The following is a 25,585-nucleotide window of genomic DNA, read 5'->3' on the forward strand; positions in this document are numbered from 1 at the left end:
TATATGGGTGAATGAACTAAAATCAAGTCCAAAGCCAAATTCCGCAGCCCATTATTTTGATGCGTTTAAGTTTATTCTTGTCACTTTCGGCTAAACGTTTGGTTTCGTATGGGCCTAAGCGCACTTTATACCAAATACCATTGCTGCCTTGTGTTTTCTTAACTTCGGCCACTAAGCCGGCAAAAGCGATTTTAGCTTTTAATGTTTGTGCTTGCTCTAATGTTCTAAAAGAGCCGCACTGCATTACATATGGACCTTTTTGTTCAATTTCTTTTACTTCAACCTGAACTTCGTGCTCTTTAATCTCTTTGATAAATTCAGGTGTCTTAGGTGGTGGAATAACTACTTCTTCTTTTTTAGTCGGGTTTGCTTGCTGCTCTACTAACTCAGGATCAGCATTATGTTTGATATACCATAGGCCGTAACCAAACCCGCCTACTAAGATAAGCGCAATTAAAACAAGAATAATAGGGAAGGGCTTTTTCGCCGGGGCTTGTTTTTTATTATTTCGATTTGCTGGTTTTTTATTTATGTAATCGTGTTGTGCCATGACTCTTAATTGGCCTTTAAATCATATCTATAGGATCAACATCTAAGCTCCAACGCACCTTTTGCGCTAATTTACTGGTACTTATATAGTCGACCATTTGCGCTAAATATTGGTGTAAGTGGGAGCGTTCCTGCGCCTGAATATGTAACTGAAAGCGATATTTACCTGCTACACGTTCCAGTGGTGCAGGTATCGGACCGAGCAATTGTATACCAGATACGTTCTGGACAGGAACCAAATCAGTTAAAAAATCCATCACTTGATTTATGTTATGTCCTTCGGCACGAACCATAGCCATATTTGTGATTGGTGGAAGCTGCGCGTCTTCTCGCTCTGTGAGTGCGTAACGGGCAAAATCTTGGTAACCATTATTAACTAAGTCTTGCAGTAGCGGGTGCTCAGGAAAGTGAGTTTGTAATAATACTTGCCCAGGTTCACCACTGCGACCAGCACGGCCTGCCACTTGCGTAACAAGTTGCGCTAAATGCTCTGTGGCGCGAAAATCACACGAATATAATCCACTGTCGACATCTAGGATTAAAACAAGGCTAACATCGGCAAAGTGGTGGCCTTTTGCCAACATTTGCGTGCCAACTAAGATACGCGCACCGCCTTGGTTAATATCATCAAGCGCTTTTTCTAAGCTGCCTTTACGACGAGTTGAATCTCGGTCAATACGACTAATCGGAATGTCAGGGAAGGTTTGTGTTAAAAACTCTTCGATTTGTTCAGTGCCTTTGCCATTTGGAAAAATCTGCGTACTGCCGCAATCCGGGCATTGATGAGGCACTTGGTGTTGTTCACCACAGTGGTGACAAATCATCTGGCCAATGGCTTTATGAAAGGTTGCACTGGTGCTACAACGTGAGCACTCACTTAGCCAACCACACTCATGGCATATAAGGGTAGGCGAAAAACCACGACGGTTTAAAAACACCATCACTTGCTTACCACGTTCTAAATGTTGGCGCATATAGGCAAGGCTGGCATGGGCAATACCTGCTTGTTCAGGCTGGCCTTTCATATCCATTAAGTGGAACTGGTTATCGGTGCTGGTTTGAGCTCGCTCAGTAAGGCTCAACAGCTGGTATTTGTTATTAATTGCTTTATGTAAGGTCTCAAGTGCTGGTGTGGCACTGCCTAAAACCAGAGGAATATTATGCTGGTATGCTCTATAAGCGGCTAGATCTCTAGCATGATAGCGTAGTGTATCTTGTTGCTTAAACGAGCTGTCGTGCTCTTCATCAACGATGATCATGCCAAGAGATAAAAAAGGTAAGAAAATACTCGAGCGTGTGCCGATCACTATAGCGCAGCTGCCTTTTTCACAAAAACGCCAGGTCTGTAAGCGTTCGTTATCTGTCAGTGCTGAGTGCCATAGCATAATCGGGGTATCAGGAAAGCGACGACGAAAACGATTAACCGTTTGTGGTGTTAAGCCAATTTCAGGCACTAATACTAAGGCTTGCTGACCTTTTTTTAGCACTTCTTCTAGGCATTGCAAATACACTTCGGTTTTACCACTTCCGGTAACCCCTTCAAGCAAAAAGCTGGTAAAGCCACGAGCTTGGTTAATGCTGGTACAGGCAACAGCTTGCTCTTTATTAAGCACCGGCTTGCTACCAACAGTCGGCGCGCGTTGCTGCCATTGGTTATCATGTTCAATAAACTGGGTGATCAGTTCTTTATCGAGCAGACTGTCGATGGTTTTTTTGGTAAATCCGAGTGCTTTTAATTCTGTAACCGATGATTTGCCTGATTCGGCTAGCTGTTTTAATAAACTTAACTGGGTTTTTGCTTTCAGCGACGGCAGTTTTGCACCTTTATCGGTCAGCTCAACCATGTTAATACTGGTTTTATCTGGGCATTCGCCTTGCCTTAATGCAGCCGGAAGTGCTGTATGAATGGTCTCGCCCAATGGGTAACAGTAGTAGCGTGCTGTGAATTTAAGTAATGCTAAATGTTGCTCAGATAAAACAGGCGTATCGTCTATAACATCAATAATCGGCTTGATTTTGTCAGCAGGAACATCGGTTGATGTTTTAAGAGCCAAGACCACGGCAACCTTTTTTTGACTACCAAATGGCACGCGAACCCGCATACCAGGCTTTAACTCAGGGCTATGCAGCAGCTGTTCAACTTTATAATCGAAGGTACGCTGTAAAGGGACTTTTATGGCAACTTCTACAAAGTGCATAACAACTCAACTGAAACAAAGATAGAAAGATAATGTACTAAAATTACTGTTAAAAACCTACCAACAAATACTGAACAACAGCCCACTTGATTATTTTTTTAGCGAAAGATGCATTTAAAGCTTGTCGCAAGGTCACTTGAGCTATAAAATACGCGGCCTATTAATTGTATTAACTGCGTATGGTGCCAAACTTCGGGTTTGGAGAGCGATACGGCCTTAACTAGAGGTTCCCTATGAAAGAAGGTATTCACCCTAAGTACGAAGCTATCACTGCAACTTGTTCATGTGGTAACAAATTCGAAACTAGCTCAACTCTTTGTAAAGACATCCACTTAGACGTATGTTCTGAGTGTCACCCGTTTTACACTGGTAAGCAAAAGATTTTAGACACTGGCGGCCGTGTTGATCGTTTCAACAAGCGCTTTGGTGCACTTAGCAGCAAGAAGTAATCTCTGCTGTTTAGTTAAAAAAAGCACCTTAGGGTGCTTTTTTTATGCCTAAAATTCACAAAACTCATTATTAACGCTGCTACTTACTTATCATCTTCACTTATGTATCTTGCATAACTATTTCTGGTTGTTATGCCCATTATGTCGCTAATTTTGCAGACAAAGTGCCATCCCTTGGCTATATTCTTTTTTGTATAAACTTTCATAAAAGTTATTAAAAATAATAAATTTAAATAACTTTGTGAGTAAATGCTGTGAACTTCGTTGAAATGGCTATTTTGGACTAATTTCGGCTAATTGCAGTGTACGTGCGTATAAAATACAAAAACACGTGCTTAAAAGGTCATAAATAGGTGAATTTTTATGTCTGATTAATCGCAACTATGCGCAGAAACTGTTGGGAAATCCTTTAAAATTAAGCGATATAGCATATAACAGGATAGACCTGATAATACTTGGAATTTTTATACATTACAGGTATCGTACTGATGCAAGCTCTCTCACTTTTTAACTTTTTGCAGGATACTATCGCGTTATGTCAGATTTTCGTGAACAAGCATTACATTACCACGCTCACCCCGTTCCAGGTAAAATTAGTGTTGAACTAACCAAGCCAGCCGAAACGGTTAACGATCTCGCTTTAGCTTATAGCCCTGGTGTGGCTGAACCCGTCCGTGAAATTGCTGCTGATCCAGCAAATGCCTATAAATACACAGGCAAAGGTAACATGGTTGCAGTTATTTCAAACGGTACCGCAATTTTAGGTTTAGGTAACTTAGGTCCGCTTGCATCAAAACCTGTAATGGAAGGTAAAGCGTTACTATTCAAACGTTTTGCTGGTCTTGATTCAATTGATATTGAAGTTAAACACCGCACAACAGAAGATTTCATTAATACGGTTGCTAACATCGCTGATACGTTTGGTGGTATCAACCTTGAAGATATTAAAGCGCCTGAGTGTTTTGAAATCGAAAAAGCGCTTATTGAGCGCTGTGATATTCCAGTTTTCCACGATGACCAACATGGTACAGCTATTGTGACTGCTGCTGGTATGCTTAACGCTCTTGAAGTGCAAGGTAAAGATATCGAAGATGCTATCATCGTATGTTTAGGTGCCGGTGCCGCTGCTGTTGCTTGTATGGAGCTTTTAATTAAGTGTGGCGCACTGCGTGAACACATTTATATGCTTGACCGTAAAGGTGTGATCCATACACGTCGTGATGACTTAAACGAGTATAAGCAATTATTTGCTAACAATACGGATAAGCGTACATTACAAGATGTAATTGCTGATGCTGATGTATTCGTTGGTGTATCAGGTCCTAACCTGTTAACTGCAGATGATCTTAAGCTGATGGCAGATAAGCCAGTCGTGTTTGCATGTTCAAACCCAGATCCTGAGATTGCTCCAGAAGTTGCACACAGTGCGCGTAACGATTTAATTATGGCAACGGGTCGTTCTGATTTCCCTAACCAAGTAAATAACGTGCTTTGTTTCCCATTCATTTTCCGTGGTGCGTTAGATGTTCGTGCAACGGCAATTAATGATGAAATGAAAATTGCTGCAGTTCATGCTATTCGTGGTATCGCGAAAGAGCCTGTACCAAGTGAAGTATTAAAAGCGGCTGGCGTTGAGTCACTTGAGTTTGGTGCCGAGTACATCATTCCTAAGCCTATGGATCCGCGTTTATTACCACGTATTGCACGTGCTGTTGCTGAAGCGGCAGTAGAGTCGGGTGTGGCGCAAATCGACATGCCAGAAGATTACATGCGTTAAATTTAATTAGTTATAACGCGCAATAAAAAACTCAGCCTAGGCTGAGTTTTTTTATATCTGCGATTATCGGCGGTGATCCGATGGCCGAAATACTTATTCTGAATCAAGCACTGGGATATCTAATCCCATTTCTTGCATAATTCTTTTAACTTCTTCAGGTACCTTTTCAGGGTTGTCTTTACGTAGGTCGTCATCATTTGGTAATGGTTGACCTGTAAAAGCATGTAAGAAAGCTTCACACAATAACTCACTGTTCGTCGCATGACGCAGGTTATTGATCTGGCGGCGTGTACGCTCGTCAGTTAATACTTTTAATACGTTAAGTGGGATCGATACGGTAATCTTTTTTACTTGTTCTGATTTTTTACCGTGTTCTGCATATGGGTGAATGTATTCACCGTTCCATTTAGCCATAAGTTGTTTCGTTGCCTCGGTTGTCAGTGATTTACGCCTTATTCACAGCGCAAGATGCGGAAATTCTATCTCTTTAAAAAAGATAGTCAAATACTAGTTATTTAGCCATCTAGTGGTGTAAATGTATAAACTTCTATGTGTAAGCCATAAATGCTTTGACTTCTCATATTTGATCATCTAACCTTTTAGACGTCTAAACATCCAATTTAAGAATAGGTGATGAAATGAGCGAAAAAAATAAAGCGACGATTGCTGTTCGTCACGGCATCGAAGCCGATAAACATCATGGTGCGGTTGTACCACCAATTTACTTATCAACCACCTATTCGTTTGCTGATTTTGATACTAAGCGCCAGTATGACTATGGTCGTAGCGGTAATCCAAATCGCGATATCTTAGCTGAAACCTTAGCTGAGCTTGAAGGTGGTGCTAGAGGTATTATAACTGCAACAGGTATGTCTGCTGTGCATTTAGCCACTCAGCTATTAAACAGTGACGATACGTTAGTGATCCCACATGACTGTTATGGCGGTAGTTACCGTTTATTCACCTCGCTTGAAAAACGTGGCCTGTTAAAACTAAAAGTTTTGGATTTAACTAAATCTGAAAATCTCCAAGAAATTTTAGCGATTAAACCTAAGTTGATTTGGATTGAAACGCCAAGTAACCCAATCTTGCGTTTAACAGATATTAAAGCAATCACTAGCATTGCTAAGCAGTGCGGTGCTTTGGTTGCGGCTGACAACACCTTCTTATCACCTGCATTACAAAACCCAATTGAGTTTGGTGTTGATATTGTTGTGCACTCAACCACTAAATACATCAATGGTCACTCTGATGTAGTGGGCGGTGTAGTGATAGCTGCAACGCAAGAGCTAGGCGATGAGCTTGCTTGGTGGGCGAATAATATCGGTATTACTGGTGCACCATTTGACAGCTACTTAACGCTTCGTGGTTTACGTACTTTGAATGTACGTTTAAAGCAGCACCAAGAAAATGCCTTTGCCATTGCTGAGTATTTAGAGAGTTCACCTTATGTAAGCCAAGTTTACTACCCAGGCCTTGCTTCTCACCCACAACATGAGCTTGCTAAAGCACAGCAACGTGGTTTTGGTGGCATGGTGAGCTTTGATATTAAAGGCGACATTAACGATGCTGCTGCGTTTTTAACTAGTCTTAAAGATTTTAGCCTTGCTGAGTCGCTAGGTGGGGTAGAAAGCTTGATTTGTCACCCTGCAACAATGACCCACGCAGGCATGGAGCCTAAAGCGCGCCTTGAAGCCGGTGTGGGCGATACGCTGATCCGTATTTCTGTAGGTATTGAAGACGTAAAAGATCTCATTGCAGATTTAGACCGTGTTTTCAATTTAGTAAAACCAGGTCAAGGCCAGCAAGTTACAAAAGCTGAAGCTAAGCAAGCACAGCAAGATACACAACAAAACGCGTCATTTAAGTTAACGCCAGCACATACGGCATTGTGGTAGAAAAATGGTAAATATTGTTCATAAATTTGGTGGCTCAAGCTTAAGCTCGGCAGATCGTTATCATGCGGTAGCGAACATCGTTCTTGCGAATACTGAGCAGGGCGATTGCGTCGTTGTGTCGGCATCGGGTAAAACAACCGATACCCTGGTAAAGCTTTGGCAAAGTTACCAGCAGCAAGATAGCCAAGCTGTTAGCGATATTCTATTGCTTATTGATAACAATCAACGTGCGCTTATTGAGCAGCTACTTATAGGGCAGAATAAACAACAGGCGTTGGCACAGTTAAAAGATGAACTTGCTGTATTAAATGAATTAATTAGTCAGCAGCAGTTACTTGAAGCACCTTTACTTGCTCATGGTGAAGTGTGGTCGGCGCGTTTATTGGCCGCTTACCTAAGTCAGTTAGGTGTTGATGCGCAAGATGTTGATGCAAGACAGCTGTTTACTCTAAATGATGGTCAGCTTTTACATCAAAAAAACCAACAGCAATGCAGTGATGCGATTAGCAGAAAACATATCAACGTAGTAACGGGTTTTATAGCTGCAGATTGCCAAGGTAATACGGTGACATTAGGCCGCAATGGCAGTGATTACAGTGCCACCTTGTTAGCGAGTTATACTTTTGCTAAGCAAGTGTCTATATGGACAGACACACAAGGGGTATTTAGTACTGACCCTCGGAAAGTTAAAAATGCGGTTAAGTACGCCAAGGTATGCCGCGAGCAAGCTAACCTATTAGCGCGTTTAGGTAACCCAGTATTGCATGCAAAAACCTTGTCGCCGTTAAAAGACTCAGAAATCAAACTGGTGGTAAGAAGTAGCTTTGATTGCGATGCAACGCCAACCGAAGTAGTAAAAGAAGGCTACAGTAAAGCAAAGCGTTTTATTACTACCTTAGATAACATCGATTTATTACGGGTTGATAAACTAAGCAGTGGTGAAGTCGGTGAACTTAGTCAGTTAATTCAACACAGCCTGCACCACTTTACTAAAGATGGCGATACTTACTTATTAGTGCCAGGTCAAAGCACTCACCAAGTTGTAAGCCACTTAGCGGGCCGTGCAAATATTGTCGAGTCTAATTTAAGTGGTTGTGCAGTGGTTGCACCAACGGCAGATGTAATTGCGCTGACAGAGCAAGCAACAGCGCTTTTAAAAGAGCAAAGCATTCATCCGCGTTTTGTACAACAAGACGATAACTATGTGTTGATCTTAAACGATCAGGCAATTGACAGTGATGTTTTAACTCTTCTACATGACAAGCTGGTAAACAAAGGTCAAGAGTTGGCCATTATCGTTGCTGGCCTTGGTAATGTAGGCGAAGTGTTTTTATCGCAACTACAAGCTCAGTTTGCTCGTTTATCTGCTCAGTACAAAGTAAAAGTAGTAGCTCTTTTACGCTCTAAACAAATGCTTTTTAGTGCTAGTGGTTTAAATACCGAAACATGGCAAGAACAGTGGCACAATGAAGCGCAAAGCTACGACAAAGCTGAGTTATTAGCACGTATCAATGAGCTAGATTATGAGCACAAAGTGGTGATTGATATCACTGCCAGTGAGGCTTTTAGTCAGTTGTATCCTGATTTTGTAGAACTTAACTGTCATTTGATCAGTGCAAACAAATATGCGGGCACTGCAGAAAATAGCTGGTATCAAAACCTACGCACTAATTTGGCTGAGCGAAACTTGTTGTGGCGTTATAACACAAGTGTGGGCGCAGGTTTGCCGATTAACTTTGCTTTAGCTGATTTGCAAAATAGCGGAGACAGCATTAACCGTATTGAAGGGGTATTCTCGGGTACTTTATCGTGGTTATGTAGCAGTTATGATGGCAGCGTGCCGTTTTCAGATTTAGTGCTTCAAGCTCAGCAAATGGGCTATACAGAGCCAGATCCTCGTGAAGACTTATCTGGCCGTGATATGCAGCGTAAACTACTGATTTTAGCGCGTGATCTAGGCCTTGATTTAGAGCTAGATGATATTGCTTTGACACCACTTATGCCTGAACAGCTTGCAGCAGGTAGCTGGCAAGATTTTCTTGTAAACAAACAGCTACTCGATGAATTCATGACAGAAAAAGCAGCGCAAGCTGCAGCTGAAGATAAAGTAGTGCGCTATACCGGTGCTATTACACTCGTTGATGGTAAGGTTCAGGCTCAAGTCGGTTTAGTCAATGTTGGCAAAGATGATGTATTAGCAAGCCTTAAACCGGGCGATAACATCTTTGTGATCAATTCGCAGTGGTATACAGATAATGCATTAGTGATCCAAGGCCCGGGAGCGGGTAAAGAAGTCACTGCCGCTGGGGTTCATTCAGACCTGTATTGGCTGGTAAATAACCTAAAATAATTTTGCTGATCTTAGTTTAAATAGCTAAGCAAAAAGCGCCCAGAAGGGCGCTTTTTTATTGTTTCAAAATAGCAATTCACTTATTTAGAACAACTCTTCCTCTGTGCTGAGCTTTTCTTCAAATACGTCTGTTGGTTGATCAAGTACGTACTTGGTTGGTGCTGTGCCTTTAATGAAGTACTCAAAACGGCTGGTGTAGTCATTCTTATGGCTTAAAAGACCTGTTGCTAAGTCGATACGAACCGATACCAAACCTTCAGGAAACTCAATAGGTGCTTCTGGCGTGCCATCGAGGGCTGCACGCATAAAGTCGACCCATGCAGGTTGCGCGGTTTTAGCACCTGATTCTGCACCAGAGATTTGTGATTTATCGAGGTTACTATTGTAGGTCGAACGGCCAAGGGCTTTTCCAGGGTTATCAAAACCAACCCATACCGAGGTCATCACATTGCGGTTAAAGCCACTGAACCAGGTATCAACCGAATCATTGGTAGTACCTGTTTTACCTGCTAGATCACGACGGTCAAGCGCCTGTGCACGCCAGCCTGTACCACTCCAGCCTGTTTTGTGAGTCCAGCTACCACCACCCCAAATTGCACTGTGCATAGCTTGCGAAATTAAGAATGCATTTTGCTTTGAAATGATACGCGGTGCACAACGTGGCGTGCTCAAACTTTGTGCTTGATCCAATTGGTTATCATCTAATGATGCAAACTCTGGTGTAACAACTTGCTCTGGTTCATCACAGGCCAGTTCTGGCTCTGCTTTGAATAACACATTACCAGCAGAATCCTGAATTTCAGAAATAAAGTAAGGGGTAATTAAGTGGCCGCCATTGGCGAAAGTACTCATCCCGCGAGCTAGTTCAAGAGGAGTGATTGAGGCACTACCTAGGGCCAATGACTCGCTACGGTTAATATCACTATTTAAAAAACCAAACTTAAGTAAGTGATCTGCAGTACGTTCAAGACCTACACCACGTAGTAAACGGACAGAAATTACGTTTTTCGATTGAGCGAGTGCACGGCGAATTCGGATAGGGCCATTGTAAACCGCCGGGCTATTCTTAGGGCGCCATGCTACACCTTGGCTTTTATCCCATTGATTAATTGGTGCATCGTTAAGAATTGAAGCGAGTGTGTAGCCGTTTTCAAGTGCTGCTGAATAAATAAATGGCTTGATGTTTGAACCAACCTGGCGTTTTGCTTGAACTGCGCGATTGTATTGGCTTTGTTCAAAGCTGTAACCACCGACAATGGCTTTAATACGACCATCTTGTGGGTCAAGTGAAACAAGTGCGCTCGATGCTTCTGGCACTTGGCTAAGAATGTAGCTTTCATCTGCATTTTTACGCAGCCAAATTTGCGCTCCCGCTGATAAAATTTCAGTAGCCGTTTTTGGTGCGAAACTTTGACGGTAACGGGTAATATATTTGCGTGCCCATTTTAGACCATCCCACTCAACCGTCACTTGTTCGCCGCTTTTTAATAGCACATCAATTGATTGTTCAGCGACATTAGTTACAACACCCGCTAATAGTGGACCAAACTCTTTGACATCTTTTAATTTAGATAAGATCTCTTCTTGGTTAAGTGGACTTTCGTTTTCACTGTCCCATAACTGAGCCGTAGCACCACGGTAGCCATGACGCATGTCGTAAGCGTGCAGATTATCAACTATGGCATCTTGTGCAGCTTGCTGAATATTTGAATCAACACTGGTGTAAACTTTAAAACCAGTATTGTAAGCACGCTCATGACCATAGCGTTCAACCATTTCAGCACGCACCATCTCAGAGATATAAGGGGCGTACACTTCAATTTCTGCACCATGGAATTTAGCTGTAATTGGTGCATTGATAGCCTCTTCGTATTCACTCTGTGTAATATACTTTTCGGTATACATACGGCCTAGTACAACGTTGCGACGTGCCTTTGCGCGTACAGGGTTGCGAATAGGGTTAAGGGCTGAAGGAGCTTTAGGTAAGCCAGCGATCATCGCCATTTGCGCTAAAGTAAGCTCATTGAGGTCTTTGCCGTAGTAAACTTGTGCAGCTGCACCAATACCAAAAGCGCGGTTACCTAATTCAATTTTATTTAAATATAATTCGAGGATTTCGTCTTTACTTAATATACTTTCAATATGTAAAGCGATGAAGATCTCTTTGACCTTACGAATGTATGCTTTTTCTCTAGTTAAGAAGAAGTTACGGGCAAGCTGCATGGTTATAGTACTTGCGCCTTGTTTCTTTTCGCCTGTAGATATGAGTACAATGGCTGAACGTACGATACCAATTGGATCGATACCGATATGCTCGTAAAAACGGTTATCTTCTGTTGCTAAAATTGCATCGATTAATGGTTGGGGGATTTGATCTATTGTAACGGGAATGCGGCGTTTTTCACCGAATTGGTTAATCAATAATCCATCTCGTGAGAATACCTGCATAGGTGTCTGTAATTGAACGTCTTTTAGAACCTGTACGCTAGGAATATCAGGTTTAACGTAATAGTATAGACCAACTAAAGTGATTAGTCCTAAAAATGAGCAGATGATAATAAATTGTAAAGTTCGCTTTAATAAAATCACTTATATTTTCCCTAAATGGACTCCCAATTAGAATCGGAGACTGCTAGTATATATTGATTAAAAAATGAATAATATTTTTTCAGATAAAAATTATAACTTGTTTATTATTAAAACAAAGGCCAAGTTGCAAACATGCTAAGTCAGCTATTTAAAAAGCCTTCATCTATGATGGTAGGAATCGACATCGGATCGCACTGTATAAAAGCAGTGTTGTTGCAAGAGACAGACGCAGGTTTGCGGCTTGAAGCGTTAGCTATTGAACCTATGCCTAAAGGCGCTATGTCTGAGCGTTCTATTCAAGACATAGAAGCGATAGGTAATGTTATCGCTAAACTAAAAAGAAAAATTCCTAAATCAGTGCAAACCGCAGCAGTAGCTGTTTCAGGTCAAACTGTAATTACGAAAGTGATTTTTATGGATGTATCATTAACAGATGCTGAATTAGAGTCACAAATTGCCATCGAAGCTGATAGTTTAATCCCATACCCACTTGATGAAGTAAATATCGATTTTGAAAAACTTGCCATCAATGAAGCTGATCCAAGTAAAGTGAATGTTCTTCTCTCTGCTGCGCGAACTGAAAGTGTGCAAGCGCGAGTTGGCGCTCTTGAAACAGCCAATTTAAAGGCTGCGGTTGTCGATGTAGAAACTTATGCGCTAAGTCGAGCAATGGATGTGTATTATCAACAATTACCTAGTGATGCATACAATAAATGTGTCGCTGTGGTTGATATTGGTGCTGTGCTGATGCTGGTTAGCGTTGTACAAGAAGGTGAAACAATTTACACCCGTGACCAAGTATTTGGTGGCGACCAGTATACCAATAGCATTGTTGCGTATTACAACAAAAGCTTTGATGAAGCTGAAATTGGTAAAACTACAGGTGATTTACCACCAAATTATACCTTCGAAGTTTTAGCCCCATTCCAAACTTCATTGTTACAACAAGTTCGTCGTGCAGTGCAGATGTTCTTAACAACCAGTGGTAAAGATCAAGTTGATTACATTGTTCTGACTGGCGGCACTGCTATGATCGAAGGCTTAGATAGGCTCCTAATTGAAGAGCTAGGCATTCACACTGTTGTTGCAGAGCCATTTGCTAACATTGAAATTTCGCCAAAGATTGATCGCAATATGTTGCAGCGTCACCGCACTCAATTTGCGATAGCCACAGGATTGGCATTAAGGAGCTTTTCATCATGCCACATATAAATCTGCTGCCTTGGCGCGAACAACAAAGAAAAGACTCACAAAATAAGTTCGTCACTGTGTTGTTTGGTGTTGTTGTTATTAGCTTCTTAAGTATGTATTTACTAAGTTCTTTTTATGGCGGATTACGCGATGGGCAAAATGTAAAAAATAACTTTTTGAATACAGAAATAGCTTTATTGAACCAACGTATTCGTGAAATTAACGAACTTGATAAGAAAAAAGAAAACTTACAACAGCGTATGCGTCTAATCGAAGAGCTACAAAGTAACCGTAACCTAGGTACACAAATCATGGATGAAGTCGCCAAGATTGTTCCTGCTGGGGTTTATTTAACGAAACTTGAACGTCGTGATGACCGCATTCATGTAATTGGTCGCAGTGAATCAAATAACCGTTTATCTACCATGCTGCGTCAAGTTCAAGGCTCGTATTTATTAGAGCGACCTATTATGCAAGGTATTGTCGCAGGTGAACAAACCTCAAGATTATTGAGTGACTTTAATATGGATTTTTACGTTAAACCATTTGATCAGATAGGTGAGGCACGCAATGAACCTTGATATCAAAGCGTTAACTGACATAGATTGGAATGAAATTGAGCTTGAAAACATGGGCGATTGGCCTATTGCTGTTAAAGCTCTGTGCTGTGCGTTTGTGGCTGCGCTGGTTTTATACTTTAGTTACAGCTTATTAGTTTCTGACGAAATCGCCAGTTATCACAGTGCGGTAGCCAAAGAAACTGAGCTTCGCCAAACATACAAAGCAAAATATGCAATTGCGAGTAACCTAGAATTATATCGCCAGCAAATGGTTGAGATGGAAGATAAGTTCTCGCAGCTTTTAAAACGCTTACCAACCTCGAACGAGACACCTGGTTTGTTAGACGACTTATCTTACGTTGGTACTACTAGTGGTTTGACGTTTTTGAAAATTGGCTGGTTACCTGAAGTTGAAAAAGAGTTTTATACAGAGCTGCCAATTAAAATAGAAGTCGTCGGGACGTACCATGAATTTGGTGAATTTGTTGGTAAAGTTGCTCAGTTACCGCGAATTGTAAGTTTGCATGATTTTACAATCCAAACTCTCGGCAATAATGAACTCACTTTTAGTGTTGTTGCTAAGACTTATCGTTATGAAGGGGGCACTAAAAAATGAAAAAGCTTCCCTTAATTATTGCCATGACACTTGTACTTAGCGCGTGTAATGATGATACTTCAGAACAAAAAGAGTTTATTGATCAGGTTAAAGCAAGTACAACACCTAAAGTTGAGCCGATTCCTGAGATCACTAAGTTCGAGCACTTTGCTTATAATGCCGGAAAATTACGTAGTCCATTTGTGGCGCCTAAACCGGAAATTATTCAGAGCAATTTAGTGCAAGTTAAAAACTGCTTACACCCAGATCCTGATCGTGTTCGTCAACCACTTGAAAAGTACCCGCTAGATAACCTTGTTATGCAAGGAACTATTGGCCGTGTTGGTAATACGTGGGCGCTGATAAAAGCTGCAGACGATACGCTTTATCGAGTTACTGTAGGTAATTATATTGGTTTGTATCACGGTGAAATTAAACAAGTGCACGACAATTATATAGAATTATTAGAATTAATCCCGGATGGGGCTGGTTGTTGGAAAGAGCGCCTGACTAAGCTAGAAATGTTAGAGGCGGAAACAAATGGTGCAAGTTAATCTTATGAAAGGTAAAAAGAAGATGCATAAAGGAATGGCTTGGTTAAAACACATGCATAAATTCATGTTAGCTGCATTAGCCTTAATTTTGACGCAGACAGCAATCGCTGCCCCTTTACTGTATGACGTACGTTATAACCCGCTAATGAAAGGCGAAACACAATTACAGCTAGTATTTGATGAAGCGCTAACATTTGAACCAAAAGTTCAGGTATATAACGCCCCAGCTCGTATTGAAATGCTTTTCAGTAATGTAGGTGTTGATAATGAAGTACGTGATGTGCCAGTTAACCAAGCAGGTATCCAGCATGTAACCAGCACCTTGACCGCAGACGGTTTAAAAGTTGTTGTAACGTTAGATAAGCTAAAAATTTATAAAACAATGGCGAAAGACAATATCGTTACTTTGCATGTTTCAGATAACCCAATCGCAACGGATGATTCAGCGGATGGACTGACAGCGTCTAGCAACTTTATTAATACAGTACAGTCGATTGATTTTCGCCGTGGTGAGAAAGGCGAAGCTCGCCTGTTAGTTTTTTTACAAGATACACAAGCAGCAATTGATGTTCATGAGAGTGGCGGCAAAATTATTGCTGAGTTCCACCACACTGATATTTTAGACGACTTATTGTATCAATTAGATGTGATGGATTTTGGTACGGTTGTAAGTAACATCGAAACCTTCAAAGAAGGTAATATGACGCGCATTGTGGTTGAGCCAAATGCAGCGTTTAAGTTTACTCACCAACAAATTGAAAATATCTTTACGCTAACTGTTGAAAAAGATGATACGCAGCGTGCCTACCTCGAAGGCGGTATTGAATATCAAGGTCGCCCAATGAGCCTTAACTTCCAAGATATTCCAATTCGCTCTGTGCTACAGATTATTGCAGGCTATAACGAGTTTAATTTAGTAACCAGTGACTCAGTTACAGGCAATATTACATTGCGTTTAGATGGTGTTCCTTGGGATCAGGCACTTGATGTTGTGCTTAAAATTAAAGGTCTTGATAAGCGCATGGACGGTACTATTTTGATGGTTGCACCATCAGAAGAGCTTGCCGCACGTGAAGCAAAAGAGCTTAAGGCAAAACAGCAAGTTGAGGATTTAGAGCCACTTTACAGTGAATATATCCGCCTTAACTATGCTAAAGCAGAAGAGTTTGCTGACTTATTGAAAACAGACACCAACAGCATTATTTCTGCGCGAGGCAGTGTGTCTGTTGATAAACGTACTAATACCTTACTTATCAAAGATACAGCGAAAAGCATCGAAAGCGTGCGCCGTATGGTGGAAACTTTAGATATTCCTGTTAAGCAAGTGGTGATTGAATCACGTATGGTAACAGTGAATGATAACGTGCAAGAAGACTTAGGTGTGCGCTGGGGTATCAGCGATGTAGGTAGCGACGGTGCTATCTCTGGCACATTAGAGGGCGCTGGTGGCATGTTTGGTGCTGGCTCTTACGATAATATCCCAAGTATTTCTGACCGCTTAAATGTTAACTTACCGGTTTCTAGCCCTGCGGGTAGTATTGGTGTTCAAGTAGCTAAATTAGCTAACGGCACTATATTAGATTTAGAGCTAAGTGCCCTTGAAGAAGAAAACCGTGGTGAGATTATCGCAAGTCCTCGTATTACGACGGCTAACCAACAAAAAGCCCGTATTGAGCAAGGTACTGAGATCCCATACGTTGAAGCAGCATCAAGTGGTGCAACGACAGTAACCTTTAAAAAAGCAGTATTGAGCTTATAAGTAACGCCACATATCACCCCTGATAACAAAGTGATTTTAGATCTCGTTATCACGCAAGATACGCGTGGTGATACAGTACAAACACCAACAGGTTCTGCTGTAGCAATTAATACCCAAGAAATTCAAACTCAGGTATTAGTAGAAAACGGCCAAACTGTGGTGCTTGGTGGTATCTTCCAACAGCAAATCGTTAACTCAACTAAGAAAGTACCTCTGTTAGGCGATATTCCTTACTTAGGCGTATTGTTCAAAAGTACGAGTGAATTTAACGAGAAGAAAGAGCTGTTAATCTTTGTAACACCAAAAATTCAAATCGATTAAGTGATTTTTTCTTAAGCAACGAGCAATTAGCATGTTTAATTGCTCGTTATCTGGCTTTTTATGCTAATTGACTTGAAATACCCAAGCAATTACTGAGATAATCCCCTCCTTAATTTTGGGGCCAGGTCGTTAGGCGGGGTTTTATTTCAAATTTTAGAGTTCGTTTGTACTAAAAAGATATGGCTGAGAAACGTAATATATTTCTAGTGGGCCCTATGGGGGCTGGCAAAAGCACAATTGGTCGTCACATTGCTGACCAATTACACCTTGAATTTTTCGATTCAGATCAAGAGATCGAGCGTCGTACTGGAGCAGACATTGCTTGGGTATTCGATCTTGAGGGTGAAGAGGGCTTTCGACTTCGTGAAGAAACTGTAATTTCAGACCTAACTGAGATGCAAGGTATTGTTCTTGCTACTGGTGGTGGTTCTGTGATCAGTAAAGAAGTGCGTAACAAGCTATCTGCTCGCGGTATCGTTGTATACCTAGAGACACCAATCGAAAAGCAAGTTGCACGCACGCAGCGCGACAAGCGTCGCCCATTATTGCAAACAGAAGAAGCACCGCGTGATGTATTAGAACGCTTAGCTGAAGAACGCGAACCGTTATACAAAGAAGTTGCTGATTTTGTTGTCCGCACTGATGAGCAAAGCGCGAAAGTTGTTGCTAATCAAATCATCGAGAAATTAGATTTTTAAAAACCAATAATAAAAAGGAAACTAGCTATGCTTGAATTAACAGTTAATTTGGACGAGCGAAGTTATCCTATTTATATTGGTCAATCTGCTCTTAAAGAGACTGGTCGGCTACGCGAGCACATCAGCGATTGTCGACCTATCATTATCACCAACGACACCATTGCACCTTTATATCTTGATGATGTAATGACGTCGTTGGCTGATCTTAACCCGTTATCTTTTACCATCCCTGATGGCGAACAATATAAATCACTTGAGTGGTTTGAAAAGATTTCGGCGTTCTTACTTGAACATAACTGTGGTCGAGATACATGCCTTATTGCCTTAGGTGGCGGTGTAGTGGGTGATCTAACGGGTTTTGTTGCTGCATGTTATCAGCGTGGCGTGCCTTTTATTCAAGTACCAACTACCTTGCTCTCGCAAGTGGATTCATCGGTTGGTGGCAAAACGGCAGTAAACCATCCACTTGGTAAAAACATGATTGGTGCGTTTTACCAACCACAAGCAGTATTTATTGATACGCAATCACTTCATACTTTACCTGAGCGTGAATTCGCAGCCGGTATGGCAGAAGTCATTAAATACGGCCTCATTTACGACACTGAATTATTTGCTTACCTAGAGCAAAATATCGCTAATCTTAAATCACTTGATGAGCAAACATTGCAGCATGTGATTTACCGTTGTTGTGAAATCAAAGCCTTGATTGTTGCGCAAGATGAAAAAGAAGCAGGTTTACGCGCCTTACTTAACCTAGGGCATACCTTTGGTCATGCTATCGAAGCACAAATGGGTTACGGTAACTGGCTACACGGCGAAGCCGTTGCGGCAGGTATGGTGCTGGCAGCACGCCTTGCACATACCCGTGATGACCTAACTACTGCAGAAGTTGAACGCATTGTTAAATTGATTGCTGAGTATGATTTACCAGTCGATATTCCGGCAGAAATGACAAGCGAGCAGTTTTTAACGCACATGCGTAAAGATAAGAAAAACAAAAAAGGTACGATTCGCTTTATTCTACCTACTCAATTTGGTCAATGTGCGCTGGTAAGTGATGTTACTGATCAGCAGGTTTGTGATTTAATAGCGCGCTAATGCAATCGCAAATATTGCCTAGCCGTGCTGCGCTAGTTGATCGAATCGCTCTGCAGTTTGAATATGGGCAAAATCTAATTTGCTTACTTGGCCCGTCAGGCCTTGGTAAAAGCTATTTATTAGAAACCTTCATTACTGATAAATACCTCGACTTTAATAAAGCGTTTGTTCAGTTGTCTGGAAAAATGACCGACCAACAGTTTATGACTGAACTGTTAGAACAAAGCTTTAGCAACCCGCTAATTGATCATTCTTTAAGTTTGTCTGAAAACTTCTATCAACTCTACAAGCAACAGCCTTGTGGTGATTGTTTATGGGTGATTGATGGAGGGCGTCATTTATCTGAAGAGCTAATTCAGCAATTAGAAATTATTGCCAATCAAAGCCCGAGCACGTTATACATACTAATTGCATCACAATCGGTCGGCCAGTTTAGCCAAGCGGTCGAAATTCACCTTGAAGCGCTTAACTTGAGCGAAAGTAAGCAACTTATGCGTTGGTTTTTCGATAACCTACCTGTTGAAGAAGACCCAGTTTTTCGCACATTTTTACAAGAAGCGCATGGTAACCCTGCCTTATTGCTAGCTTGGGAGCCTGAACAGCAAACCGCGGATATTCGCGCACCCGAGAAAAGCTATAAACTGCTTTATGTAATTTTGCTCTTAATCACAACCATGCTGTTGATCATTGGCTTTTTATATAAAGCTGATATGACCGAGTGGTGGAAAGCACATTACCAACAAGATACAACAAGCTCTGTGGCAACAGCACTGCCTGCAGAAGCAGTAATAAATAGCCCAGAAGCAAGCAAAGAGCCTGTTCTAGAACAAGCTCAAGATGAGCCTCCAGCACAGCAGCCAGTTGCTACTAATGATGATGACAACACGACTCTGGAAACCGAGATGCCAGTTGATGGCTCTGACAATAAAAAACCTGAAAATGAAAACCATAACAATAACGTGGCTGCGATTGTTGATAGCCTTTTGCCAGTAGAGCCAGTTACACAAGAGACTGAGCAACCAACCACAGATGAAGTTGTAGCAGCCATTATCAGCGATGCTGAGCAAGCTGAGTCTGCAATTGAAGCAGAGCAGCCATTAGCAGGGAATGCGTGGTATTTGTCTCAGCCAGACGACAATTTTGTAATCCAATTACTAGCGGTCACTAAGCAAGAGATCAGCGATAAGTTTATTAATGAAAATGGCTTGCAAGGTCAGGTAAATACTTACCAAAGCTTACGGAGCGGTAAGCCGTGGTGGATTGTCACTTATGGCAGTTATGCCACATTGAATGATGCTAAGAAGGGCGTAACAACACTTTCTGATAATGTGCGTAAAAATCAGCCGTTTTATAAAAAAATAAGTAAAATTAAACAAGAAATCGCTTCACTAAATCAGTAAATTAAAACTGATTAGTGTAAAATCGCGCAACACCGAATTGAAGTTAAGAGCAGATGCAGCAAAAGACCAGAGCCTTCCTTAAATGGGCGGGTGGAAAATACAGCCTAGTTGAAGATATTCGTACCCGCTTAAAGCAAGCGAGTATGGATGCTGACACCTTAGTTGAACCTTTCGTTGGTGCTGGCTCTGTATTTCTCAATACTGATTTTAAGCATTATATTTTAAATGATATTAATGCGGATCTGATCAACCTGTACACCGAGCTAAAGCGAACGCCTGACGAATTTATTAGCGATGCAAAAAAACTATTTGTAGAGCTCAATAACCATCCTGAAGCTTATTATGAGTACCGTGTTCAGTTTAATCAGAGCAGCGATGTGTATGAGCGCGCAATTTTATTCTTATACATGAATCGTCATGGTTATAACGGTCTGTGCCGCTACAATCTTAAAGGTATTTTTAACGTTCCTTTTGGTAAATATAAGCGCCCGTATTTTCCTGAAAAAGAAATGCACTTCTTTGCTGAAAAAGCTCAGCAAGCAACCTTTACGTGTTTAGGTTATGACGAGGTCTTTAAGCTTATTCCTAATAATGCGGTAGTGTATTGCGATCCACCTTATGTGCCTTTGAGTAAAACAGCATCATTTACTTCTTACGCTAAAGGCGGTTTCAATTTAGATGATCAAGCTAACTTGGCGAATTTAGCTGAGCAGGCTGCATTCGAAAATAACACGCCGGTACTTATTTCTAACCACGATACGGTGTGGACTCGTAAGATCTACAGCCAAGCATCACTGGATGAAATTCAGGTAAAACGCACGATTAGCCCGAAGGGCGGTTCACGCAATAAAGTGAATGAGCTAATGGCTATGTATTTAGCACCAAAGAAACGGTGAAATAAATCGCTGCGACAAACAGGCTGAATAAAACGAGGGCAATGACGATAATAGTACTGAGCGAATGCTCTTTAAAGTCAGCTTGACGCTTATTTTCTGATTGCACACCAAAAAATGCCGCAAAGACACTTTGTAATGCACTAATGAATTTGTTCATGCGATTTAGAACTTAGAACCTAAACCGCTAACTTTCTTTGACTCTTCACTACTTGTTAATAACTCAAGTAAATCAAGATAATGGAACTGAGCGCTGCGGCTATCACCCGTTAACCAAGAAAACCATCCTGTTTCTTGTTCTGCTTTCATACATTGAGCAGAAGATGATGATGCGTTAAGCGTATTGCATGAGCAGCCAGACGCCGCTGCTAAAAAGTCGTCTTCATCAGCAGATGAAAAAGATACAAACGCAGCAACCGTAAGTGCGGACGCGATTAAGATCCCTATTTTAAAAGCACGCATGAGAATAACCCTTGTTTGTGTTATTTAGACAAGCATACATAACAATTGCTCAAATAACAAACTTAATTACGGCTGAATTAAATAAAAATTTAATAAAATTAGTCTTTTAAAGTAAATTTTATGTTTATATTTTGTTTCATTTAAATGCATTTATGCAAGCAGCTGAATAGAACGATTGTTCAATTTTTGATTAAATTTACATTAATTCAATAAGCTAAAAGGATTAGCCTTGAGTAATAGCGTTTTAACAGTTAGCTGTGGTGTTTTAATCAGCTGTCGATTGGGTTACATTATGCGCTCTTCTTGCAGTCGCAAATTATGATGGAATCTCTCATGTTGGAAACATTACAAAAGTATTTAATAGCCCCTTCTATTTTATCAGCTGACTTTGCCCGGTTAGGTGAAGATGTTGATCGTGTACTCGCAAGTGGGGCAGATGTTGTACATTTTGATGTGATGGATAACCATTATGTGCCAAACCTAACCTTTGGCCCAATGATTTGTAAAGCACTGCGCGATTACGGTATTACAGCCCCGATAGATGTGCATCTTATGGTTAAGCCTGTCGATCGCCTTATTCCCGACTTTGCTGAAGCAGGCGCTTCTATTATTAGCTTTCATCCAGAAGCTAGCGAGCATATTGACCGTACCTTGCAACTTATAAAAGACAGTGGTTGCCAAGCAGGGCTTGTATTTAATCCTGCAACCAGCCTTAGCTACCTTGAGCACGTGCTCGATAAAGTTGATGTAGTGCTATTAATGTCGGTTAACCCTGGCTTTGGCGGCCAAAGCTTTATTCCTCATACCCTCGAAAAGCTTCGTCAAGCGCGTAAAATTATTGATGACTCAGGTCGCAATATTCGTTTAGAAGTTGATGGTGGCGTTGGTGTTGATAACATTGCTGAAATTGCAGAAGCGGGCGCTGATATGTTTGTTTCAGGCTCAGCGATTTTCAATCAACCAGATTACAAAGCTGTTATCGATGCGATGCGCAGCGAGCTTGCAAAGGTTGAGTCATGAAATACGATGCGGCATTTTTCGATTTAGATGGCACCTTAGTCGACAGTGTTTATGATTTATACATTGCGATGAACCTGACTCTAACTGACCTCGCATTTCCGGTTGTTACACAAAAGCTAGTTGAGAGTTGGGTAGGTAATGGCATAGAAACACTTGTAAAGCGTGGTTTGAGTGGCGATATGCAAATCAGTGAGCATTTAGATGAAGCCCTTGCTGAGCGTGCAATTAATTTGTTTTATCAGCACTATGACCAAGTTGTAGGTGACTACAGTGCGCTTTATCAACATGTAGAAACTGGGCTTGCTGCACTTGCTGGTATTCCTAAAGTGGTGATCACCAATAAGGCGCGTCGTTTTACCGAAAAGTTACTTGATAAGCTTTCACTGACTAGTCATTTTCAGTTGATTGTATGTGGTGATGATATGGCAAAGAAACCATCACCTGAGCCTTTACTATTTGCTTGTCAGCAATTAGATGTCAGCCCAGCCAAAGCGGTTATGATAGGCGACTCAAAAAGTGATATTTTGGCAGCAAAAGCTGCTAAGGTTGACGTTGTCGCACTCGGTTATGGCTATAACCAAGGTGAAAACCTCGCTGATTTCAATCCAGAGTACCTCTGCGAGAATTTCTTAGATATAATACCCGTTCTTACCCAAAGGTAAGTGCATTTTAATTTCGTCTTTTTAGTTTAGTAAAAATATAAAGGAACATCATGAGTAAACCAGTAGTGTTAAGTGGCATTCAGCCAACCGGTGGTATGACAATAGGCAACTATGTTGGCGCTATTAACCAGTGGCTTAAGCTACAGGAAGACCACGAAAGTTTCTTTATGTTAGTAGATTTACACGCCATTACTGTACGCCAAGATCCTGAGCAGCTACGCTCGCGCGTGCTGGACGGTATTGCGCTTTATGCTGCATGTGGTATCGACCCAGAAAAAGCTGCGTTATTTGTACAATCTCAAGTGCCAGAACATGCACAGCTTAGCTGGGTATTAAACTGTTATGCTCAAATGGGTGAGCTTAATCGTATGACGCAGTTTAAAGACAAGTCTTCTAAGCATGCGAATAACGTCAATGTGGGTTTATTTTCTTACCCTGTACTGCAAGCTGCTGACATCTTGTTATACCAAGCAGATCAAGTGCCTGTGGGTGAAGATCAAAAGCAACACCTAGAGTTAACGCGGGATATCGCAACACGTTTTAACAACCTATACGGTGACGTGTTCAAACTACCTGAACCATACATTCCTGAGTTCGGCGCACGTGTAATGAGCTTACAAGATCCGCTCAAGAAAATGTCTAAATCAGATGAAAATCCAAACGGTTACATCATGTTATTAGATGAGCCGAAGAAGATTGAAAAGAAACTGAAAAAAGCAGTAACCGATTCAGACGAACAAGCTCGTATCTACTTTGATCGTGAAGAAAAACCAGGTGTATCAAACCTACTTACTTTATTATCAGTTGCAACTAAGCGCTCAATTGAAGACTTAGTACCTGAATATGAAGACAAAATGTATGGTCACCTGAAAAAAGACACTGCAGCAGCGGTTGTTAATATGATTGAGCCAATCCAAGCGCGCTTTAAAGAAATTCGCGAAGATCAGTCACTACTTGATAGCATTATGAAGTCAGGTGCTGAAAAGGCGAGTATTCGCGCTGAAAAAACATTAAAAGCAGTCTACGATGCGGTAGGTTTTATTCCTCGCCCGTAAGCTTGCACAAATTATTGAAATAAAAATACCGCTATAAAGCGGTATTTTTTTATTAAAAACTCAGCACAATTAAAACAGTAAAAAAGCAGATGAGTGCGGCAGCGGTTTTGTCTGTTTTTTCCATTTTCTTACTCCTCATCAGCGCTAAACTGTGCAATCACGTAGCCTTTACTTTCTAACAAGGCTAATAGGCTATCTTCACCGGCCAAATGAGCAGCGCCAACAAGTACCAACTCTTTTTGCTGATCAGTAAAGTAATGCTCAATATGGTTAAGCCAATTCAAATTACGTTGCTTAATGAGTATTTGGTAGGTGAGGGGATCATGTTGTTTTAATGGCATGATAGTTAGCTCATTCATTGCGTGCATATCGCCATTGCGCCATGCATCAAGCATTGCACTGTAAAGCGCTTGGTAACTTGATACTTGAGCTAACTGTGACTGAATAAAGGCATCTTCGTCTTGGCTGCCTAATTGCTTAAAAAGGTGTAATTGGAATGCCAAGGTTTCGAGGTAAGCTAATTCTTTGCTGTCTTGTTGGGCTCGCTTTGCGAAATAGCTATCAACACCTTCACCGAAAAGCTGTTGTTTTTGTAGTTCTAGCGACATCATCAGCAAGCTCACCATAAAAGGGCGAAAGCTGTCGAGTTCGCTAAGTTGCATATCGTATTGAGTAAGCTGTGCTTCTAATTGTTTTTTTACTGTTGCAGAGAGCTTACTACTTAAAGTTTCACCAGTTTGGTAGCTCAGTGCTTTAAGCATAGTAAGTTGTGCTGAGCTATTACTTGGCGCTGGCATATCGGCTTCAATTACTAGGGTATCGGCTTGTTTATATGCTTGATTAAATTCAGCCGGTAGCGGTAGTTCCTTGGGCGGTAAAACATGAATTGACCCCGCAATGTATATAAATTCATCACCTTTACTTACCTGCCAAACGGCACTTTTTGCATTACAAATACTCGTTGTTAACAAGCATGATGCAGCAATTGTTGAGAGCAGTAATTGAGTTAGTTGTTTCATTCTTTTAGCCTGTTAATTGAAAAAGCTTGCCCAATGTCCTGGGCAAGCAGGGCATTACTTGTTGAGTTTTAACTCAATTTGATGGTCAACTTTTTTGTTCATTTGCTCGATAGAAACCTCGATAGATATCTCAAGATGTTGTTCTAATTTTTGAGTATCTTGGCTATTAAATAAGGGGTTTGGCAGTGTAACAACAAGCGTGCTTACTGCGAGTATCGACACTATTTTTAAAACTGAGTTGCTCATAACTTTATTCTCTTAATTGGTTGATTAGTTTTATCAGCGAAGCAAAGTTGGTTGGTGGCCCGTTGATGGAAACTACAATAGCGAGGAAAGTTGCTTGAGTCGCTTATCTAGTTCTAAGCGATTTATATATAAGGTTTTAAAATGCTAACTTAACTATTTTCAATAGCTTAAGTGTGATTCTTATGAGAGGAAATAAGGTTTTAAATCATTTTATTTTTGTGTTTTTGCCTATTGATGATAAT

Annotated in this window: 23 protein-coding genes and 1 pseudogene; 16 read left to right on the forward strand and 8 right to left on the reverse strand. The window is 41.1% G+C overall.

Annotated elements, in window-relative coordinates; all coding sequences use genetic code 11:
* Window positions 1–22: 22 nt before the first annotated feature.
* Both J8Z28_RS02455 and priA read right to left on the reverse strand, forming a co-directional pair.
* The gene (locus tag J8Z28_RS02455) at window positions 23–550 is read right to left on the reverse strand and encodes an SPOR domain-containing protein (RefSeq protein ID WP_054552815.1); all 528 of its coding nucleotides are present in this window, start codon (window positions 548–550) and stop codon (window positions 23–25) included.
* Between the two features lie 16 nt (window positions 551–566).
* Window positions 567–2,747, reverse strand: coding sequence for a primosomal protein N' (gene priA / locus J8Z28_RS02460; protein WP_250659823.1), 2,181 nt, complete (start codon window positions 2,745–2,747; stop codon window positions 567–569).
* A gap of 233 nt (window positions 2,748–2,980) precedes the next feature.
* On the opposite strand from priA, the gene rpmE reads away from it, so the two are divergent.
* A complete protein-coding gene (gene rpmE / locus J8Z28_RS02465) occupies window positions 2,981–3,196 on the forward strand; it encodes a 50S ribosomal protein L31 (RefSeq protein ID WP_036973208.1) in 216 nt (71 codons plus the stop codon).
* A gap of 535 nt (window positions 3,197–3,731) precedes the next feature.
* A complete protein-coding gene (locus J8Z28_RS02470; protein WP_054552813.1) occupies window positions 3,732–4,973 on the forward strand; it encodes a malic enzyme-like NAD(P)-binding protein in 1,242 nt (413 codons plus the stop codon).
* A 93-nt stretch (window positions 4,974–5,066) separates the two neighbouring features.
* Here J8Z28_RS02470 and metJ read toward each other — a convergent pair whose 3' ends face one another.
* Window positions 5,067–5,387 carry a met regulon transcriptional regulator MetJ gene (gene metJ, locus J8Z28_RS02475; RefSeq protein WP_036973203.1) on the reverse strand — a complete coding sequence of 107 codons (321 nt, stop codon included), beginning with the start codon at window positions 5,385–5,387 and terminating at the stop codon, window positions 5,067–5,069.
* 224 nt (window positions 5,388–5,611) lie between these two features.
* Between metJ and metB the strand changes: the two genes are divergently transcribed.
* Window positions 5,612–6,871 carry a cystathionine gamma-synthase gene (gene metB, locus J8Z28_RS02480; RefSeq protein WP_250659824.1) on the forward strand — a complete coding sequence of 420 codons (1,260 nt, stop codon included), beginning with the start codon at window positions 5,612–5,614 and terminating at the stop codon, window positions 6,869–6,871.
* Between the two features lie 4 nt (window positions 6,872–6,875).
* Window positions 6,876–9,221, forward strand: a complete 2,346-nt coding sequence (metL, locus tag J8Z28_RS02485) for a bifunctional aspartate kinase/homoserine dehydrogenase II (protein WP_250659825.1) — start codon at window positions 6,876–6,878, stop codon at window positions 9,219–9,221.
* Between the two features lie 84 nt (window positions 9,222–9,305).
* Here the strand turns inward: metL and J8Z28_RS02490 are convergent, their stop codons facing one another.
* The gene (locus tag J8Z28_RS02490; protein WP_250659826.1) at window positions 9,306–11,810 is read right to left on the reverse strand and encodes a penicillin-binding protein 1A; all 2,505 of its coding nucleotides are present in this window, start codon (window positions 11,808–11,810) and stop codon (window positions 9,306–9,308) included.
* A 132-nt stretch (window positions 11,811–11,942) separates the two neighbouring features.
* Between J8Z28_RS02490 and J8Z28_RS02495 the strand changes: the two genes are divergently transcribed.
* From J8Z28_RS02495 to J8Z28_RS02535, 9 genes and pseudogenes are all read left to right on the forward strand, one after another.
* Complete coding sequence (locus J8Z28_RS02495) at window positions 11,943–13,022, forward strand: pilus assembly protein PilM (protein ID WP_054563334.1); 1,080 nt, start codon at window positions 11,943–11,945, stop codon at window positions 13,020–13,022.
* Window positions 13,010–13,582 carry a PilN domain-containing protein gene (locus J8Z28_RS02500; RefSeq protein ID WP_250659827.1) on the forward strand — a complete coding sequence of 191 codons (573 nt, stop codon included), beginning with the start codon at window positions 13,010–13,012 and terminating at the stop codon, window positions 13,580–13,582. Before J8Z28_RS02495 ends, J8Z28_RS02500 begins: the two co-directional genes overlap by 13 nt.
* Complete coding sequence (locus J8Z28_RS02505) at window positions 13,572–14,177, forward strand: type IV pilus inner membrane component PilO (RefSeq protein ID WP_130167272.1); 606 nt, start codon at window positions 13,572–13,574, stop codon at window positions 14,175–14,177. Before J8Z28_RS02500 ends, J8Z28_RS02505 begins: the two co-directional genes overlap by 11 nt.
* Window positions 14,174–14,710, forward strand: coding sequence for a pilus assembly protein PilP (locus tag J8Z28_RS02510; protein ID WP_054563337.1), 537 nt, complete (start codon window positions 14,174–14,176; stop codon window positions 14,708–14,710). Before J8Z28_RS02505 ends, J8Z28_RS02510 begins: the two co-directional genes overlap by 4 nt.
* Window positions 14,697–16,790, forward strand: a pseudogene (locus tag J8Z28_RS02515) (type IV pilus secretin PilQ). Before J8Z28_RS02510 ends, J8Z28_RS02515 begins: the two are co-directional and overlap by 14 nt.
* Window positions 16,791–16,969: 179 nt before the next feature.
* The gene (gene aroK / locus J8Z28_RS02520) at window positions 16,970–17,488 is read left to right on the forward strand and encodes a shikimate kinase AroK (protein WP_036973192.1); all 519 of its coding nucleotides are present in this window, start codon (window positions 16,970–16,972) and stop codon (window positions 17,486–17,488) included.
* A 27-nt stretch (window positions 17,489–17,515) separates the two neighbouring features.
* A complete protein-coding gene (gene aroB / locus J8Z28_RS02525; RefSeq protein ID WP_250659828.1) occupies window positions 17,516–18,586 on the forward strand; it encodes a 3-dehydroquinate synthase in 1,071 nt (356 codons plus the stop codon).
* Window positions 18,586–19,986 carry an AAA family ATPase gene (locus J8Z28_RS02530; RefSeq protein WP_250659829.1) on the forward strand — a complete coding sequence of 467 codons (1,401 nt, stop codon included), beginning with the start codon at window positions 18,586–18,588 and terminating at the stop codon, window positions 19,984–19,986. Before aroB ends, J8Z28_RS02530 begins: the two co-directional genes overlap by 1 nt.
* A gap of 53 nt (window positions 19,987–20,039) precedes the next feature.
* Window positions 20,040–20,882 carry a Dam family site-specific DNA-(adenine-N6)-methyltransferase gene (locus J8Z28_RS02535; RefSeq protein WP_054563340.1) on the forward strand — a complete coding sequence of 281 codons (843 nt, stop codon included), beginning with the start codon at window positions 20,040–20,042 and terminating at the stop codon, window positions 20,880–20,882.
* Here the strand turns inward: J8Z28_RS02535 and J8Z28_RS02540 are convergent.
* Together J8Z28_RS02540 and J8Z28_RS02545 are read right to left on the reverse strand one after the other, a co-directional pair.
* On the reverse strand, window positions 20,854–21,039 hold the full coding sequence (locus J8Z28_RS02540; protein ID WP_054563341.1) for a DUF2970 domain-containing protein: 186 nt from the start codon (window positions 21,037–21,039) through the stop codon (window positions 20,854–20,856). The two genes, J8Z28_RS02535 and J8Z28_RS02540, sit on opposite strands and share 29 nt — an antisense overlap.
* 5 nt (window positions 21,040–21,044) lie before the next feature.
* On the reverse strand, window positions 21,045–21,341 hold the full coding sequence (locus tag J8Z28_RS02545) for a hypothetical protein (RefSeq protein WP_054552801.1): 297 nt from the start codon (window positions 21,339–21,341) through the stop codon (window positions 21,045–21,047).
* Between the two features lie 333 nt (window positions 21,342–21,674).
* Here J8Z28_RS02545 and rpe point away from each other — a divergent pair, with 333 nt between their 5' ends.
* The 3 genes from rpe to trpS are packed head-to-tail and all read left to right on the forward strand — an operon-like array spanning window position 21,675 to window position 24,078.
* Window positions 21,675–22,361, forward strand: coding sequence for a ribulose-phosphate 3-epimerase (rpe, locus tag J8Z28_RS02550; protein ID WP_054563342.1), 687 nt, complete (start codon window positions 21,675–21,677; stop codon window positions 22,359–22,361).
* Window positions 22,358–23,023, forward strand: coding sequence for a phosphoglycolate phosphatase (locus J8Z28_RS02555; protein ID WP_063527519.1), 666 nt, complete (start codon window positions 22,358–22,360; stop codon window positions 23,021–23,023). The genes rpe and J8Z28_RS02555 overlap by 4 nt, the downstream gene beginning before the upstream one ends.
* A 50-nt stretch (window positions 23,024–23,073) precedes the next feature.
* The gene (gene trpS, locus J8Z28_RS02560) at window positions 23,074–24,078 is read left to right on the forward strand and encodes a tryptophan--tRNA ligase (RefSeq protein WP_054552798.1); all 1,005 of its coding nucleotides are present in this window, start codon (window positions 23,074–23,076) and stop codon (window positions 24,076–24,078) included.
* Window positions 24,079–24,206: 128 nt separating this feature from the next.
* Here trpS and J8Z28_RS02565 read toward each other — a convergent pair whose 3' ends face one another.
* Together J8Z28_RS02565 and J8Z28_RS02570 are read right to left on the reverse strand one after the other, a co-directional pair.
* A complete protein-coding gene (locus J8Z28_RS02565; protein WP_250659830.1) occupies window positions 24,207–25,097 on the reverse strand; it encodes a TraB/GumN family protein in 891 nt (296 codons plus the stop codon).
* 54 nt (window positions 25,098–25,151) lie between these two features.
* The gene (locus J8Z28_RS02570) at window positions 25,152–25,343 is read right to left on the reverse strand and encodes a hypothetical protein (RefSeq protein WP_175083228.1); all 192 of its coding nucleotides are present in this window, start codon (window positions 25,341–25,343) and stop codon (window positions 25,152–25,154) included.
* Between the last annotated feature and the right edge of the window lie 242 nt (window positions 25,344–25,585).

This window comes from Pseudoalteromonas sp. SCSIO 43088 (assembly GCF_023650795.1).
Taxonomy (GTDB): domain Bacteria; phylum Pseudomonadota; class Gammaproteobacteria; order Enterobacterales; family Alteromonadaceae; genus Pseudoalteromonas; species Pseudoalteromonas shioyasakiensis.